The sequence below is a fragment of the Micromonospora sp. DT231 genome (assembly GCF_049847025.1).
Classification (GTDB): Bacteria; Actinomycetota; Actinomycetes; order Mycobacteriales; family Micromonosporaceae; genus Micromonospora.
In genome coordinates this window covers 573861-589970 of record NZ_JBNCNO010000003.1, presented here as the reverse complement: position 1 = coordinate 589970, position 16110 = coordinate 573861, and the positions used below count along the sequence as shown (strand labels likewise).

At 72.4% G+C, this 16110-nt stretch carries 16 protein-coding genes; 4 read left to right on the top strand and 12 right to left on the bottom strand.

All coding sequences use genetic code 11. The features are described from left to right. Window positions 1-40: 40 nt before the first annotated feature. The 3 genes from ruvB to ruvC all read right to left on the bottom strand — a co-directional run bounded on the left by ruvB (window position 41) and on the right by ruvC (window position 2323). The gene (gene ruvB, locus ACPXBU_RS10890) at window positions 41-1108 is read right to left on the bottom strand and encodes a Holliday junction branch migration DNA helicase RuvB (protein WP_425757946.1); all 1068 of its coding nucleotides are present in this window, start codon (window positions 1106-1108) and stop codon (window positions 41-43) included. 88 nt (window positions 1109-1196) lie between these two features. Then, the gene (gene ruvA / locus ACPXBU_RS10885) at window positions 1197-1799 is read right to left on the bottom strand and encodes a Holliday junction branch migration protein RuvA (RefSeq protein ID WP_425757945.1); all 603 of its coding nucleotides are present in this window, start codon (window positions 1797-1799) and stop codon (window positions 1197-1199) included. Beyond that, window positions 1796-2323 carry a crossover junction endodeoxyribonuclease RuvC gene (gene ruvC, locus ACPXBU_RS10880; protein WP_357245262.1) on the bottom strand — a complete coding sequence of 176 codons (528 nt, stop codon included), beginning with the start codon at window positions 2321-2323 and terminating at the stop codon, window positions 1796-1798. The genes ruvA and ruvC overlap by 4 nt, the downstream gene beginning before the upstream one ends. Before the next feature lie 305 nt (window positions 2324-2628). On the opposite strand from ruvC, the gene ACPXBU_RS10875 reads away from it, so the two are divergent. Together ACPXBU_RS10875 and ACPXBU_RS10870 are read left to right on the top strand one after the other, a co-directional pair. After that, window positions 2629-3411, top strand: coding sequence for a 3-hydroxybutyrate dehydrogenase (locus ACPXBU_RS10875; protein ID WP_393367787.1), 783 nt, complete (start codon window positions 2629-2631; stop codon window positions 3409-3411). A 14-nt stretch (window positions 3412-3425) separates the two neighbouring features. Continuing rightward, on the top strand, window positions 3426-5339 hold the full coding sequence (locus tag ACPXBU_RS10870; protein ID WP_425757944.1) for a helix-turn-helix domain-containing protein: 1914 nt from the start codon (window positions 3426-3428) through the stop codon (window positions 5337-5339). A 12-nt stretch (window positions 5340-5351) separates the two neighbouring features. Here ACPXBU_RS10870 and ACPXBU_RS10865 read toward each other — a convergent pair whose 3' ends face one another. The 7 genes from ACPXBU_RS10865 to ACPXBU_RS10835 form a co-directional block, all read right to left on the bottom strand. Further along, the gene (locus tag ACPXBU_RS10865; RefSeq protein WP_393367783.1) at window positions 5352-5960 is read right to left on the bottom strand and encodes a TetR/AcrR family transcriptional regulator; all 609 of its coding nucleotides are present in this window, start codon (window positions 5958-5960) and stop codon (window positions 5352-5354) included. A gap of 11 nt (window positions 5961-5971) precedes the next feature. Further along, entirely contained in the window at window positions 5972-7540 is a 1569-nt protein-coding gene (locus ACPXBU_RS10860; protein ID WP_425757943.1) for an MFS transporter, read from the bottom strand. Window positions 7541-7622: 82 nt separating this feature from the next. Further along, the gene (locus ACPXBU_RS10855; RefSeq protein ID WP_393367779.1) at window positions 7623-8294 is read right to left on the bottom strand and encodes a transcriptional regulator; all 672 of its coding nucleotides are present in this window, start codon (window positions 8292-8294) and stop codon (window positions 7623-7625) included. 149 nt (window positions 8295-8443) lie between these two features. After that, window positions 8444-9718 (bottom strand): FAD-dependent oxidoreductase, encoded by a 1275-nt coding sequence (locus tag ACPXBU_RS10850; RefSeq protein WP_425757942.1) that lies wholly within the window; start codon window positions 9716-9718, stop codon window positions 8444-8446. Then, window positions 9711-10274, bottom strand: a complete 564-nt coding sequence (locus tag ACPXBU_RS10845) for a TetR/AcrR family transcriptional regulator (RefSeq protein WP_425757941.1) — start codon at window positions 10272-10274, stop codon at window positions 9711-9713. The genes ACPXBU_RS10850 and ACPXBU_RS10845 overlap by 8 nt, the downstream gene beginning before the upstream one ends. Before the next feature lie 143 nt (window positions 10275-10417). After that, a complete protein-coding gene (locus tag ACPXBU_RS10840; RefSeq protein ID WP_425757940.1) occupies window positions 10418-11794 on the bottom strand; it encodes a permease prefix domain 1-containing protein in 1377 nt (458 codons plus the stop codon). Next, on the bottom strand, window positions 11791-12156 hold the full coding sequence (locus ACPXBU_RS10835; RefSeq protein ID WP_393367774.1) for a PadR family transcriptional regulator: 366 nt from the start codon (window positions 12154-12156) through the stop codon (window positions 11791-11793). The genes ACPXBU_RS10840 and ACPXBU_RS10835 overlap by 4 nt, the downstream gene beginning before the upstream one ends. Before the next feature lie 142 nt (window positions 12157-12298). On the opposite strand from ACPXBU_RS10835, the gene ACPXBU_RS10830 reads away from it, so the two are divergent. Beyond that, window positions 12299-12586: a hypothetical protein gene (locus ACPXBU_RS10830; protein WP_393367772.1), complete on the top strand. Its 288-nt coding sequence runs from the start codon at window positions 12299-12301 to the stop codon at window positions 12584-12586. A 124-nt stretch (window positions 12587-12710) separates the two neighbouring features. Next, complete coding sequence (locus ACPXBU_RS10825; protein ID WP_425757939.1) at window positions 12711-13448, top strand: phosphotransferase family protein; 738 nt, start codon at window positions 12711-12713, stop codon at window positions 13446-13448. Between the two features lie 39 nt (window positions 13449-13487). On the opposite strand, the gene ACPXBU_RS10820 is transcribed toward ACPXBU_RS10825, so the two are convergent. Next, on the bottom strand, window positions 13488-14615 hold the full coding sequence (locus ACPXBU_RS10820) for an alcohol dehydrogenase catalytic domain-containing protein (protein ID WP_393367769.1): 1128 nt from the start codon (window positions 14613-14615) through the stop codon (window positions 13488-13490). Then, window positions 14612-16075: an aldehyde dehydrogenase family protein gene (locus tag ACPXBU_RS10815; protein WP_425757938.1), complete on the bottom strand. Its 1464-nt coding sequence runs from the start codon at window positions 16073-16075 to the stop codon at window positions 14612-14614. The genes ACPXBU_RS10820 and ACPXBU_RS10815 overlap by 4 nt, the downstream gene beginning before the upstream one ends. Window positions 16076-16110: the final 35 nt, after the last annotated feature.

Sequence of the window (16110 nt, the reverse complement as noted above, 5' to 3'; positions counted from 1 at the left end):
GCGCCTGAGAACGCCGAATGCGGCACAGATCACGTTCCTATCACGGCTGATCGGTATCCATCGAGAACAGATCGGGCACGGGTGGACTATCCATGCCAAAGGTACCATTCGGCGGAGTACGCCCCAGATGCCGCCAGGCGGCCTCCGTGGCCACCCGCCCCCGCGGCGTACGGGCCAACAGACCGGCGCGGACCAGGAACGGCTCGCAGACCTCCTCGACCGTGTCCGGCTGCTCCCCCACCGCCACGGCAAGGGTGGACAGACCTACCGGGCCACCCCGGAACGAGTCGACCAACGCGGTCAGCACCGCACGGTCCAGCCGGTCCAACCCGAGCGCGTCCACGTCGTACACGATCAACGCGGCACGGGCGGTGTCGACATCGACCACGCCGTCGGCCCGCACCTCGGCGTAGTCGCGGACCCGGCGCAGCAGCCGGTTGGCGATCCGCGGCGTGCCCCGGGACCGACCGGCGATCTCGGTCGCGCCCTCGGGGGTGATCGGCACACCGAGGATCCGCGCCGACCGGTGCAGCAGCGTCTCCAGATCCGCCGGGGCGTAGAAGTCGAGGTGGGCGACGAACCCGAACCGGTCCCGCATCGGCCCGGTCAACAGACCCGAGCGGGTCGTCGCGCCGACCAGGGTGAACGGCTCGACGTCCAGCGGGATCGCCGTCGCCCCCGGCCCCTTGCCGACCACCACGTCGACCCGGAAGTCCTCCATCGCGCTGTAGAGCAGCTCCTCGGCCGGACGCGCGATGCGGTGGATCTCGTCGATGAAGAGCACGTCCCCCTCGGCGAGACTGGTCAGGATCGCCGCCAGGTCGCCGGAACGCTCGATCGCCGGGCCACTCGTCACCCGGATACCCGCGCCCAACTCGGCGGCGACGATGTTGGCCAGACTCGTCTTGCCCAGGCCGGGTGGGCCGGAGAGCAGGATGTGATCCGGCGGCGAACCCCGCCGCATCGCGCCCTGCAACAACAGGTCGAGCTGATCACGCACCCGGTTCTGGGCGATGAACTCGGCCAACCGCTTCGGCCGGACTGTGGCCTCCGCGTCCCGGTCGGCCTCACTGACGTACGCCGAGACAAGCCCGTCGGTCTCGCTCACCGTGCCCTCTTCACTCGCGACCGCGGGGCTCGCGACCCCGACGCACTCCTCGCGCGCACCGCGCCACCCTCCGTCGCCGCCGGGGCGCTCATCGGGTCCGACCCAGCAGGCGGATGGCCTGCTTGAGCAGGACCGGCACCGGCGGGGTCTCACCCTCGATCGTCTCGGCCACCGCGGCCACCGCCTGATCGGCCTGGCCGGCCGTCCAACCCAGGCCGACCAGCGCCTGCCGGACCTGGTCGGGCCAGCTGCCGCGGGTCACCCCGGCCACCCCGTCGGCGCCGATCGGCACCGGGCCGATCCGGTCGCGCAGCTCCAGCACCAGGCGCTCGGCGCCCTTCTTGCCGATCCCGGGCACCCGGGTCAGGGCTGCCGTGTCGGCGTTGGCGATCGCCTTGCGCACCCCGTCCGGGCTGTGCACGGCAAGCACCGCCTGCGCCAGTCGCGGCCCCACCCCGCTGGCGGTCTGGAGCAGCTCGAACAGCGACTTGGCGTCGTCGTCGGCGAAGCCGTAGAGGGTGAGCGAGTCTTCCCGCACGATCAGGCTGGTGGCGAGCCGGGCGACCTGGCCGACCCGCAGCTCCGCGAGGGTGCCGGGGGCGCAGTTCACCGCGAGGCCGACACCGCCGACCTCGATCACGGCCTGGTCCGGACCCGTCGCGGTCACCGTGCCGCGCACGCTGGCGATCATCGCGCTCCTCCTCGTCGTGCCCGGTCGGCTGCCGCGGCCAGCTTCGAGCGGGTCCCGCCGCGCCACACGTGGCAGATGGCCAGCGCCAGCGCGTCGGCGGCGTCGGCCGGCTTCGGCGGCTCGGCCAGCCGCAACAGCCGGGTGACCATCGCGGTCATCTGCGCCTTGTCCGCCTGACCGGAACCGGTCACGGCCGCCTTCACCTCGCTCGGCGTGTACGTCTGCACCGGCAGGCCGGCGCGCGCCCCGGCCAGCACGGCGATGCCGCTGGCCTGCGCGGTGCCCATCACCGTACGCACGTTGTGCTGGCTGAACACCCGCTCGACGGCGACGCTCTCCGGCTGGTGCTCGGCGACCAACTTGTTCAGCGACCGGTCCAGGTGCAGCAGGCGCAGCGCCAGGTCGTCGGCCGGGTCGGTGTAGACCACGTAGTAGGCGATCAGAGTGCACGGACGCCCGGGCACACCCTCGACCACGCCCACCCCACAACGGGTCAGCCCCGGGTCGACCCCCAGCACCCGCACGCCGCCCCCTCCCCAGCCGTCAGCAGTACGTGTGTTCGACACCCTAACCGGCGCTCTTCCCACCAGCCCCACGGGACACGCCCTCCCGCCCCGCGCTCGACCGGCCGGGAGCGGGGTTCCGGAGCGCCAGCCGCAAGGTCACGCTCGATCCGGGATGTAGTGGCAACGAAGCATCAGGAGACAACTACATCCTGGATGCTGCGCGATCTTGCGGCGCGAGGGCGGGTGGGCCACACAGCTTTGGTACGGAGTATGTGTCGCTGGCCCATGTGCCGGGGAGCACACAGCTCGTAACTTCTTGCGCCATGACGGCAGAACCCGTGGCGGTCCCCCACGTCGTGCAGATCGACCTCGCCGGTCGGACCGCCCTGGTCACCGGGGGTGGTAGCGGCATCGGGCGGGCGTGTGCCAGGCGGCTGGGGGCGGCCGGCGCCACGGTGCTCGTGGTGGATCGCGACCTGGCGGCGGCCAGGGCGGTGGCCGCCGAGGTCGGTGGCCGGGCCGAGGGTGTGGACCTGTCCGACGCCGCGGCGGTGGACCGCCTCGACGTGGACGTGGACATCGTGGTGAACAACGCCGGGCTCCAGCACGTCGCGCCGCTCCAGGACTTTCCCGTCGAGCGCTTCGAGTACATCCACCGGGTGATGGTGGAGGCGCCGTTCCTGCTGATCCGCCGGGCGCTGCCGCACATGTACGCCCGGGGCTGGGGTCGGATCGTCAACATCTCCTCGGTGCACGGGCTGCGCGCGTCGCCGTACAAGGCGGCCTACGTCTCGGCCAAGCACGCCCTGGAGGGGCTGTCGAAGGTGGTGGCGCTGGAGGGCGCCGCGCACGGGGTGACCGCCAACTGCATCAACCCGGCGTACGTACGCACCGCGCTCGTGGAGAGCCAGATCGCCGACCAGGCGGCCAGTCACGGCATCGACGAGGCCGAGGTGATCGAGAAGATCATGCTGGCTCGGGCGGCGATCAAGCGACTGATCGAGCCGGAGGAGGTCGCCGAGCTGTTGGCGTACCTCTGCTCGCCGCCGGCGGCGTTCATCACCGGCGCGTCGATCGCCCTCGACGGGGGCTGGACGGCCAACTAGTGGGGCTGAGCACAATGTCGACCATGTCATCGCCGGTGGAGTTCCTGGAGCTGCTCGCCCGTGAGGCCGCGGCGGTCGAGTTCGAGGGACCGCTGGTGGCCGCGCGGGCCGCGGGGCTGCCGCCGGAGCGGCTGGCCGAGCTGGAGCAGGCCAGGTCGGTGGCGTTGCGGGTCCGCGCGCTGTTGGAGCGTCGCCGCCGCCGGGAGACCGAGCTGTCCGGCCTGTACGACACGGTCAGCGACCTGGCCGGGCTGCGCGACCTGGACGACGTGTTGCGGGCGATCGCGCACCGGGCCCGCAACCTCCTCGGCGCGGACGTGGCCTACATGACGCTCAACGACGACGAGCGCGGCGACACCTACATGCGGGTGACCGACGGGTCGGTCTCGGCCCGCTTCCAGCGGCTGCGGCTGCCGATGGGCGCCGGCCTGGGCGGTCTGGTGGCCCAGTCCGGCGCGCCGTACGTGACCGCCAACTACGGGGAGGACGCGCGCTTCCACCACACCGGTGAGATCGACGCCGGGGTCGGCGAGGAGGGCCTGGTGGCGATCCTCGGGGTGCCGCTGCGGCTCGGTTCCACCTCTATCGGCGTGCTCTACGCGGCCAACCGTTCGGCCCGGCCGTTCGTCCGGGAAGAGGTGGCGCTGCTGGTGTCGCTCGCCGCGCACGCCGCGGTGGCGATCGACACCGCCCGACTGTTGACCGAGACCCGTTCGGCGTTGGCCGAGTTGTCGGCGGCGAACACCACCATCCGGGCGCACAGCAGCTCGGTGGAGCGGGCCGCCGCGGCACACGACCGGATGACGGCGCTGGTGCTGCGCGGCGGCGGCGTGGAGGACGTGGCGGCGGCGGTGACCGAGGTGCTGGGTGGGGCGCTGCTGGCGTTGGACGCCGAGGGTCGCCGGCTGGCCCGGGTGGGTGAGATCGAGGAGCCGGACCGCGCGGACATCGTCGAGGCGGTGGCCGCGTCGCGGACCGAGGGGCGCAGCGTCCGCCGGGGTCCGCTCTGGTACGCGGCGGTGGTGGCGGGCGCGGAGAACCTGGGCGCGCTGGTGCTGCGTCCGGACGACGAGTTGGTCGACGCCGACCAGCGCATCCTGGAACGGGCCGCGCTGGTGACCGCGCTGCTGCTGCTGTTCCGCCGGACGGTCGCCGAGGCGGAGGGGCGGGTCCGGGGCGAGTTGCTGGACGACCTGATCGCTCGTCCGCTGCGCGACACCGACGCGTTGCGCGGCCGGGCCCGACGGCTCGGGGTGGACCTGGACGCGCCGCACGTGCTGGTGGCGGTGGGCGATGACGCGATCGCCGCGACCGGTTCGGCCCGGCAGCGGGTGCTCTCCTGGGCCACCACGTACGCCTCGGCGCGCGGCGGGCTCGCCGCGGCGCGCGACGGTCGGGTGGTGCTCATGCTGCCGGGGCTGGACGCGGGCGGCAGTGCCCGTGCGGTCGCCCGGGACCTGTCCCGGGTGACCGGCCGTCCGGTGACCGCCGGGGCGAGCGGCCCGTCGAACGGGCCGGCGGCGCTTGCCGGGACGTTCCACGAGGCGGACCGCTGCCTGACGGCGCTTGGCGCGTTGGGCCGGGCCGGCCAGGGGGCGAGCACCGCCGAGCTGGGCTTCGTCGGGCTGCTGCTGGGCACCGTCGGTGACCGGGGCGAGACGGACGTGGCCCAGTTCCTCCGCACCACGGTCGGGCCGGTGGTCGACTACGACGCCCGGCGGGGCACGGCTCTGGTGCGGACGTTGGAGGCGTACTTCGGGGTGGGTGGCAGTCTGGCCCGCGCCGCCGAGCAGTTGCACGTGCACGTGAACACGGTGACCCAGCGGTTGGAGCGGGTCGGGCAACTGCTCGGCGCGGACTGGCAGCGGCCCGAGCGGGCGTTGGAGGTGCAGCTCGCGCTGCGTCTGCACCGGCTGCGCGCCGGCTGAGCCGCGTCACGCTCAGCGGACCTGGATGCCCTCCAGCACGGCGTCGACGACCCGCTCGGGCAGGGTCTGCTCGTCCAGCTCCGGATTCCACTGCAGCACCCGTTGGATCAGCATCGGCCCGGTGAGCAGCGCCATCGTCACCTCGACGTCGATGTCGGCCCGGAGCACTCCCTCGTCGATGCCGCGCCGCAGCACCTCGCGCATCAGCTGCCGGCGGGGCGAGATGATGTTCTGGTAGAGCTGGAACTGATCCGCACTGCGGTTCACGGCGGGCGCCAGACAGGGCATGATCTTCGCCGCGCGCGGGTCGACGTTCTTGCCGATCGCGCCGACAAGCAGCACCAGGTCCTCGCGGACGGAGTGCCCGGTCGGCTGGGCCAGGACGCCCTTGAGCCGACGGAGCGCGTCCAGCAGCAGGGCGTCCTTGCCCGCCCAGCGGCGGTAGATGGTGGCCTTGCCGACCCCGGCGCGGGCGGCGATCGCCTCGATCGAGAGCGCCTCGATGGTGCTGCCCTCGGCGAGCAGGTCGAGGGTGGCCTCGATGATCGCCTCGTCGGCGCGGATGCTCCGCGGTCGCCCGGGCGACCGCGGAGCATCGGCAGTGGACGTCATGTCCGACATTCTTCCCGCACCTACGCCGTACCGGCCAACTCGGGCTCGGCAACCGGGGCCGCCGGGGCGACGCTGGCTTCCTCCCGACCCGGCATCCAGCGCAACACCACGATGATCCCGAGTGCGGCGATCACCGCGGAGAGCCCGGCCGCCCAGTGCATGGCGGTGACGAAGGCGTCGTTGGCCGCCGAGATCAGCGTCGGCGCCGCCGGGCCGAGCTGGCCCGCCGCAGCGTACGCGCCGGAGATCGACTCGTTGGCCGCGTCGCGGGCCTGCGGAGGCAGGCCGGTCAACGCGTCACCGATGTCGCTGCGGTAGACCGCGGAGAGCACCGAGCCGAGGACGGCCACGCCGAGCGCGCCGGCCACCTGGCGGATGGTGTTGCTGACCGCGGAGCCGACGCCGGCCTTCTCCCGGGGCAGCGCCGACATGATCGACTCGGTGGCGGGCGGCATGATGTTCGCCATTCCGGCGCCCTGGATGAGGAAGACGAGCAGCACGATCCAGATCGGGGTGGAGGCGCCGATGAAGACGAAGGCGCCGAGTGACACCACGGTCAGCGCCAGCCCGACGGTGGCGACGGCCTTGCCGCCGTAGCGGCGGACCATCGCGGCGCTGCGCGGCGCGAAGATCAGCTGGGCGCCGGCGAAGGGCAGGAAGAGCAGACCGGTCTGCAGCGGGCTGTAGTCGCGCACGAGTTGCAGGTAGAACGAGCCGAAGAACATCGAGCCCATGGCGGCGAAGAACACCAGGCCGACGATGGCGACCGGCGCGGCGAAGCGGGGCACCCGGAACAGCCGGACGTCCAGCGACGGGTGGTCGCTGCGCCGCTCGTGCTGCACGAACCAGGCGAGCACCGCGATGCCGACCAGGATCGAACCCCAGGCCAGCGGGCGGTCGAAGCCGTGCTCGCCGCCGTCGATGATGCCGTAGGAGAGGGCGACCAGGCCGACCACGGAGAGCAGGACGCCGAGCACGTCGATCCGGCCCGGTCGCGGGTCACGCGACTCCGGGACCAGCAGTCCCACCAGCACCACGCCGGCGACGACCACCGGCACGTTGATCAGGAAGACCGAGCCCCACCAGAAGTGCTCCAGCAGCGCGCCGCCGAGGATCGGGCCGATGGCCACGGCGAGACCGACGGCGCCGGCCCAGACACCGATGGCCCGACCGCGCTCGCGCGGGTCGAAGACGTTGGAGATGATCGAGAGCGTCACCGGCATGATGGCCGCGCCGCCGACCCCCATCAGGGCGCGGGCCGCGATGAGCTGTCCGGGGCTCTGGGCGTACGCGGAGAGCAGCGATGCCAGGCCGAACAGCACCAGACCGATCATCAGGAAGCGCTTGCGGCCGGCACGGTCGCCGAGCACCCCGAAGGTGAACAGCAGGCCGGCGAAGACGAGCGTGTAGGAGTTGATGGACCACTCCAGCTCGCCCTGGCTGGCGCCGAGGCCGTGCACCGGGTCGGCCAGGGTGCGCAGGGCGACGTTCAGGATCGTGTTGTCGAGAACGACCACGAGGAGGCTGATCACCAGCACCCCCAGGATCGCCCACCTCCTCGGGTGGCCGGTGTTGTTGTGCAGCTCCATGCCTGGTTTTCCCCCCACGCTTTTCCCGCGCCGCAATACGATACGGGTCAGACTCGTAACGCGAGTCAGCCTACGGCGCGCATTAACGATACGGCACCGATCCGTATCGTATGTGGTGGGCGTCACGCCCGGGAGCGGCGGCCAGACAGGCGGTGACGGCGCTCGGCAGCGAGTCGAGACGCCGCGCCGGCGCGGTGAGTGGCTCGATCCAACCCGGCCCCGCGCCGTACACCCGCAGGCGGGGGAAGTCCCGGGCAAAACGCACCAGACGGTACGCGCGGCCGGTGACCGGCGTCTGCGACCAGAGCACCACTGTGTGCGGGCTGGCCCGGTACACCGCACGGGTCAGCGCCGGCCAGGGCAGCGCGGGACCGAGGTGCAGACAGCCGCGGCCCTGCTCGCGCAGCGCGGCGGCGAGCGCGTGCAGACCGAGGCAGTGCGCCTCCTGCTCGGCGCCGGCCACCAGCACCCCGCCGGTGGGCAGCGACCGGCCCGGCTCCCGGCGGTACACGTCCAACCCGACCCGGACGCCCTCGCAGAGAGCGTGCTCGACGGCGACCTCGGCGGCGGTACGCCCCGGCAGCCGGGCCAGCAACGGACGACAGACCTGCTCCCAGAGCGCCGGCACGCCCCAGGCCTCGGCCAACTCCAGCATCAGCGTGGCGACGGCGTTGCCGTCCAGGTCCTCGGCAGCCAGCGAGACCTGCTTGTGCGCGATCTCCACGGTCTCCGCCGGCATCGGCTCGGTCAGCACCAGACGTACCCCCGGATAGACGTTCCCTACCCGGGGGTTCGCTGAAACGGGGCGCGGTGGATGCGCCGGCGCGTGATTTACCGACGGCGGGTCGACGGCCGGTGGCCACCGCGACGGCGCTGCCCCGGCTGCCGAGCGGGAACGGCTGGTCAGACGGCGGCGGCCCGCTCCCAGTGGCGGGGAGCGCTGATCCTGGCCCAGCTCGGGCCGAAGGTCATCCGGCGCAGCGGTGCCACGACGTCGCAGAGGCTGAACCAGCCTCGGGTCAAGCCCACGTTCACCGGGTTGCTCATCATGCCCTGCTGGAGGGTCCGCAGAGCCAGGTCGACGGCTTGGAAGCCGTACTCGCGCATCTCGGTCTCGTACTCGCCGATCGCTTCCAGCAGCGGCAGGTGGCCGGTGCCGGCCAGCGACAACTGGCGGGTGAGCAGGGCGGCGTCGCGCAGCGCGGTGTTGGCGCCGTTGCCGCCGGCCGGCGGCATGCCGTGCACGGCGTCGCCGAGCACGGTGACCCGTGCGGGCGCCCAGGGCGCGGGACGGTCGGACGCCTGGAACGGGAACGCGCTCACGTCCTCCGGTGGGCACGCGGCGATCAGGTGGCGGAGCGCGGGGTGCCAGTCCGTGATCAGCCCGGTGATGTAGGCCTTTAACTGTGTGCCGTCGAGGCGCTCCGGACGTGAGGGGAACAGTTCGGTACTCGCGACGAACGCGCACAGCAGGTAGTCGTCCCCCACCGGCTGCTGGCGTTCGAACACGGAGGTGAACAGGAAGTGCGGCGCACCGGTCAGGACGAGGTTCATGCCGTGGGCCAGCCGGGCGGGCAACCAGGCTCGGGTGTCGTCGTCCAGCGGCAACTTGAGCCCGACGCCCACCGCACCGGTGTCCCGCTGGGTGGCGGTCGGCAGGTACTGCGCGCGTACCCGGGAGTTGATCCCGTCGGCGCCCACCAGGACGTCGCAGGTGACGGACGTCCCGTCGGCGAAGCGCGCGGTGGGGCGACCGTCCGCGGCGAGCTCGTAGCTGTCGAATGTCTTGTCGTAGTGGACGGTGTCGTCGAGTCCGTCGAGGAGAACGCCGCGCAGCGTCTGACGGTCGACCGGGTAGGCCCGTTCCGCGGGGTCGGGATCCTCGGGATACATGAGCGCGTCCTCGACGAGGACCAGCGTGCGCAGGTCCGTGCCCAGGAAACCGAAACCGCCGCCGGGGCGGCCCGTGGTGTCGGTGAACGCCTGCCACTGTCGGTCGGGCAGGCAGGCGCGCAGCGACCGGCTGCCCGCCGGGTTGATCGCGAGCCGGTAGCGGTCCGCCCGGTCGTCGCGGCGCCGGTCCCGCTCGTACACCGCGACGGTGATGCCGTGTTTGCGTAGACCCTGGGCGAGCGCGAGGCCGCCGATGCCACCGCCGACGATGAGTACGTCAGTCATGCGTGAGCCTTTCTGGTGAGAAGAGGTCGCACAGTTGGTTGACAACCGACTCGGCCTTCTCCGGACGCAGGCGAATGCCCTTGACGGTGGCGATCACCAGCTCGACGCTGGCAGCGACGTCGAGGTTCACCGACCAGACCTGGTGCTCGATGCCTTCGGTGAAGATCGCCGCCAGCGCGTCGCGCCAACCCTGTTCGTCGCGCTCGATGTCGGCCCCGGTGGACCCGTCACGTCGGGCGCGGAGATCGAGTTCATCGAGCACGACGAACAACTCGGGTCGTTCCGCGACGGCCGCGGCGATCTCGCTGAGGTGGCGCCGCAACCGGGCGGCGGGTTCCAGATCGTTGTGCATCGTCGCCTCGAATTGGCTTGTCACGTGCTCGAGCACCGCGGCGATCAGATCGGCCTTGGTCCGGAAGTAGTGGTGCAGGGTGGAGTGGTCAATGCCCGCCGCGGCGGCGATCGGTCGCAGCCGGAACCCCTCGAAGCCGCTCTCGGCGATCGCCGAGAAGGCCGCGTGCACCAGGGCCTGCCGGCGGTCGAGCTGTTCAGTCATCCCTCAGCCCATCCCCAACCAAGTGGTTGGTTGATAGTTCAGCATCTGTGTCACCACGTGTCAACCACATGGTTGGTGGGCGCCGTCCGACCCGGGTCGGACGGTGCCTGGGTCGGACCGGCGTACAAAGTCGAGCGCGGCGACTAGGCGTAGTTGAACAACGGCGGGAAGACGAGGACCACGATCCAGGCCCACGCCGCGTACACCGGCAGGTAGCCGGTCTGCCACCGTTCGAGCGTGGCGAACGGCGTACGCCGACGGATGAAGGTCAGCAGGAGCCACGCCGACCACGCGAGGTTGACCAGCAGGATCACGTTCTCGCCGAGCGCGGCCGCCCGGTTGGGTGTGCTGCCGTACTCGTCGGTGATGCGCCCGGTGATCTCCAGCAGCACCAGCACGTCGATGGCCAACGCACTGACCACGAGCGCGAGTTGGAGTTTGTCGAACGGACCGGCCGGGGCCAGCGGATCACGGGCCGAGAGGGAGTAGAGCAGCAGCCCCAGCACCACGACCAGCAACAGGTCGAACAGGATCAGCGCCTCGCGCTCGACGTCGATGCCGTGGCTGGTCCAGACCACGGCGACGAGGAAGGCGAGCAGGGCGGCCGTGAAGAGCGGCGTGAACAGCCGGGTCAGCACCGGCGCGATGTTCTCGACGACACTCTGCTTGGCCTCGACCAGCCACCCGGCCACCACGACCGCGGCCGCGGCGCCGCAGGGCAGGAGCCACTGCGAGACGAACGCCTCCGGGACGATTCCGATGGCCGCGAAGGTGTTGAACAGGAACGCCGCGAGCACGCCGCCGCCGAGGGCCATCAGCACGAAGTAGATGAACCACTCGCCGGTGAAGCGGATGAAGTCCATGCGTCGACGAGCCGAGCGCCAGTCGTCGGCGACGTAGGCCAGACCGACCACGAGCCAGAGGGCGATGGGCAGGTGGACGCCGGTGACGACCACGGACTGCGAGTCGTCCGCCACCGAGTAGGCGTTGGCCGCCACGGCGCCGAGGGCGAACAGCGCCACCAGCACCGCGATCACCGCCGGTCGGGCCTGCCGGCGCCAGGCCAGGAACGCCGCCAGCCAGGGCAGCGCGAACAGGGTGGCGTTCCGGGCGTAGAACGAGCCGTCGTCGTCGAAGCTCAGCCCGAACAGCGCGGGCGCCTTGACGGACACCACCGCGCCCGCCGCGCAGCCGAGCATGACCCACAGGGTGCGGCGGGAGCGCGTGCCGGCGACCGGGCTGTCGGAGTCGCCGGTCAGCACCAACTGCTTCCACAAACGGTCCGAATGCTCCCGGGCGAACTCGCGGGAGAGGTCGTCGAGGCTGCCCATCCGTTTCACCGCGACCAGGAACGCCTCGTCCGGGCTCAGGCCAGCGGTGATGAGCTCGTCCACGGAGCCGCGAAGGTGGTCTTCCAGCTCGTCGGCGTCCACCGCGTGCAGCTCCCTGCGGCGCAGCACGTACTGACGCCACTGCGCGAACTGCGCTTCCAGCTCCTCCGGCCCGTCGTGTGTCGTCATGCGAGGCCCCCCAGCGGGTGCGCCGTCAGCGGAGCGCGGTCGTGCCAGATCTCCTTGAGCGCGCCCACGACCGTGTCCCACTGCCGGCGCTGCTCGGCCAGCTCGGCCAGACCCCGGTCGGTGATGCGGTAGTACTTGCGCCTGCGCTCACCGGCGACCGCCTGCCAGCTCGACTCGAGATAGGCGAGGCGCTCGAGCCGGTGCAGCAACGGGTAGAGCAGCCCCTCGGTCCAGTCCAGCTCACCCCCGGACAGCTCGTTGATCCGTCGGAGGATGGCGTAGCCGTAGCTGTCACCCTCGGCCAGGATGCCGAGCACCATCGGTGTCGCCGAGGCGGCGACCAGATCCTTGGCGACCTTCATGAAGCCTCCCACCCCTAACCCTAGAAGTACGATGCATCGTACTGCTAGGTATCGATTCGGCGGTAACGGGTGGTGTCCGAATCGCCGGCACCGGCGGCTGCGGTGCCCCGAACGGGCGCGGTCCGGGTTAGCCTTGGCGCATATGGCTACCTTTCGCAGCGCCTCAGTGCTCCTCTCCGCAGACGGCACCCGCACTCCCGGGACCGCCGCGCTCTTCGCCGAGCCCGCCCGCAAGGGCGGAACCCCGCCGTGGGCAGGCGACTTCCGACCCGCCAACAGCGCCGGCAACGGCCCCAAGAACGCGATCGGAAAGACCTTCACCCTGGAGCTGCCCGACGGCAGCACCGGCAAAGTCGTGGTCCAGGGCCTCAAGAGCGGCAAGGGCGGCGTCGTCCTGGCGCTGATGGGCGAGGACGCACCACCCTTCTGACCTGTCGCTCAGGCGCCCAGGGTTGCCCCCCGTCCGGGGTCGGCCCGGGGCGCCTGACCACCCAGGCTCTGTCGCCCCGAAAAACCGCTGGGGCTGTCAATGGGTCGGACGCGACAATGGCGCTGTGCCGGAGGTCAAAGTCGTCGTCGCCCATCAGGAACGCGCGACCCTGCGCGTCGGCGACGTCTTCCTGAAGATCGACGCTGACCCGGGGCGTACCGACGTCGAGGTCGAGGCGATGGCGCTGGCGCCGGTCCCCACCCCCGACGTCCTCTGGCACCGGCCGCCCGTGCTCGCGCTCGCCGCCCTGCCCGGTGCGGCGCTCGGTCGCCTCGGCGAGCCGTCGACCGCGTCACCGGCGGCGTGGGCCGCAGCCGGCGCCGCCGTGCGCACGCTGCACGACGCGCCGCTGCCGCCCTGGCCGGGCCGCAGCCTCGACGAGTTGGCCGCGCGGCTCGACGCCGAGTGCGAGTGGCTCGTCAGCAACCGCGTTCTTCCCACCGACCTGGTCACCCGCAACCGACACGTCGCCGAGGCGGCGCTCCGCCCGTGGACCCCGGTCTTCGCGCACGGTGACCTGCAGATCGCCCACGTGTTCGTCGACGGTGACGAGATCACCGGCGTGCTCGACTGGTCCGAGGCCGGTGCCGGCGACGCCCTCTTCGACCTCGCCACGTTGACGCTCGGGCACGAGGAGCACCTCGGCGACGTCCTGGCCGGCTACGGTGCCGACGTCGACGTCGACGTGATCCGGGCGTGGTGGTCGATGCGCAGCCTGCTGGGCATCCGTTGGCTTGTCGAACACGGCTTCGACCCCTCGTCGCCAGGCTGCGAGGTCGACGTGCTGCGGGCGCGGATGTGACACGCGTCAGGCTGAGCTGCCGCGGCCGACCCACCCGCCTCAGTCCAGTGTGACCACCCAGCGGGCACCCTCGCCGCGTGCCAGCCGGGCGAACGCCGTGGGCGCCTCGTCGAGCGGGAACGTGCCGCTGACCAGCACACGCAGATCCAGCGCACCGTCGGCCAGCCCGGCGGCCAGCACCGGCACCTCCCGCTCCGGGTCGGACGAGCCGTACACCGAGGAGCGCAGGGTGCGGGCGGAGTGGAAGATGTCCAGCGCGCCGAGGCTGACCATGTCGTCCTTGGCGCCCATGCCGACCACCGTCACCACTCCCCCGCGCCGGGTCAGCCGCCAGGCAGCGCGGATGGTGGCGGCGCGGCCGACGCACTCGAAGGCGTGATCGACGCCCCGACCCTCGGTGCGCGCCCGTACCTCCTTGGAGAGCCGGTCGTCGGAGAGCAGGAAGTCGGTCGCGCCGGCGGCGAGCGCCAGGTCCCGTTTGGCCTCGGCGACGTCGACCGCGAGGATCGTCGTGGCGCCGGCCCGGCGGGCGGCGCTGAGCACGGCGAGCCCGACCCCGCCGAGCCCGATCACCGCGACCGACTCACCGGGCGCGACCCGGGCCGTGTTGTGGACCGCGCCCACACCGGTGAGCACCGCGCAGCCGAGCAGCGCGGCCCGCTCCGGAGGCAGGCCGGCGGGGATCGGGATGACGGCGTTCTCGGGCACCACCACCGCCTCGGCGAGCGCGCCGAGGCCGAGGGTCAGGTGCAGCGGTTGGCCGTCGTCGGTCTCGCCGCGCGGCACCGTCGGGGCCGTGGTGTCGGCGCAGAGCCACGGCTCGCCGTTGCGGCACCACCAGCAGGCCCGACAGGCCGGCGCCCAGTTGAGCACCACCGGAGTGCCGACCCGCAGGCCGCTGCCCGGTCCGACCTCGGCGATCACGCCGGTCGCCTCGTGCCCGAGCACCAGCGGGAACCTCGCGGCGATGGTGCCGTTCACCATGGACAGGTCGGAGTGGCAGACGCCGGCGGCTCGGATCGTCACCCGCACCTCGCCGGGGCCGGGCGCGGGCAGGCGTACCCGCTCGATGCGCAACTCGGCACCGGCACCGCGCGCGACGAGCGCGCGGACGGTGACCGGCTCGCCGCCGCCCGGCACGGCCGGAGACCGCTCGGGGGCGCTCATCGCTGGATCGCCTTCAGCTCGCAGAACTCGGCGAGCCCGTGCACGCCCAGCTCCCGGCCCAGGCCAGACTGCTTGTAGCCGCCGAACGGGGCGAGCGGATTGAACGGGGCGCCGTTGATGTCGACCGCGCCGGTGCGCAGCCGCCGGGCCACCGCGAGCGCGGCCTCGGTGTCGGCCGACCAGACCGCACCGGCCAGCCCGTAGCGCGAGTTGTTGGCGATGGCGACCGCCTCGTCGGTGTCGTCGAACGGGAGGACGGCGAGGACCGGGCCGAAGACCTCCTCCTGGGCGAGCGCGCTGTCGGGGTGCACGTCGGCGAAGACGGTCGGGGCGACGAAGTGCCCCCGGGCCGGCACCGGCGCGTCCGGGCCGCCGGCGACCAGCCGGGCGCCGTCGGCGAGGGCCCGGTCGACGTGGCCGCGTACCCGCTCGACCTGGGCGGCGGAGACCAGCGGGCCGAGCCGCGTGGCCGGATCGAACGGATCGCCGAGCCGGTAGCCGGCCACCGCCGTGGCGACCAGGTCGAGTGCTTCGGCGTACCGGTCGCGGTGCACGAGCATCCGGGTCCATGCGGTGCAGGTCTGCCCGGAGTTGAGCAGGGCGTTGCCGACGCCCACCTTCACCGCGCCGGCCAGGTCGGCGTCGCGCAGGATCACGTTCGCGGACTTGCCGCCCAACTCCAGCGCGACCCGGGCGATCCGGTCGGCGGCGACCCGCATGATCCGGGCGCCGGTGGCGGTGGAGCCGGTGAACGAGACCAGGTCGACGTCGGGGTGCCCGCTCAGTGCCTCGCCGACCGCCGGCCCGGTGCCGGGGACCAGGTTGAGCACCCCCGGCGGGAAGCCGGCCTCGGTGACCGCGTCGAACAGCAGGTACGCGGTCAACGGGGTCAGCTCACTGGGCTTGAGCACCACAGTGCAGCCGGCGGCCAGCGCGGGCGCCAGCTTCGCCAGCACCTGGTGCAGCGGATAGTTCCACGGGGTGATCGCGCCGACCACGCCGATCGGCTCGCGGACGACGAGCGAGTTGCCGATGCTCTCCTCGACGGGTGGTCGGGCGGCGAGCGCGACGTGGTCACGCAGCACTGTCAAAGGCAGCCCGACCTGGACCCGGGTGGCGAACCGGAGCGGCGAGCCCAGCTCCACGGCGATGGTGCGGGCGAGGTCGTCGGCGCGGGCGGCGAGCGCGGTGTGCAGCCGGTCGAGGTGGGCGGAACGCTCGGCGGGAGCGGTGGCCGCCCAGCCGGGGAAGGCGGCACGGGCCGCGGCGACGGCGCGATCCACGTCGGCCGGGGTGCCGGCGGGAACCTGCCCGACCGGCTCACCGGTGCTCGGATTCTCCACGTCGAGCACGTCGAGCACGTCGGTGCCGGCGGGAGAGGTCCACTCGCCGCCGATGTGCAGGTGACGCCGGTAGCGCAGGGTGTCGGGTAGCTGCGACGGCGGGGCGGCGAGGTCCATGGCGTCCCTTCGGGGGGTGGTCGACGGGCGATGGC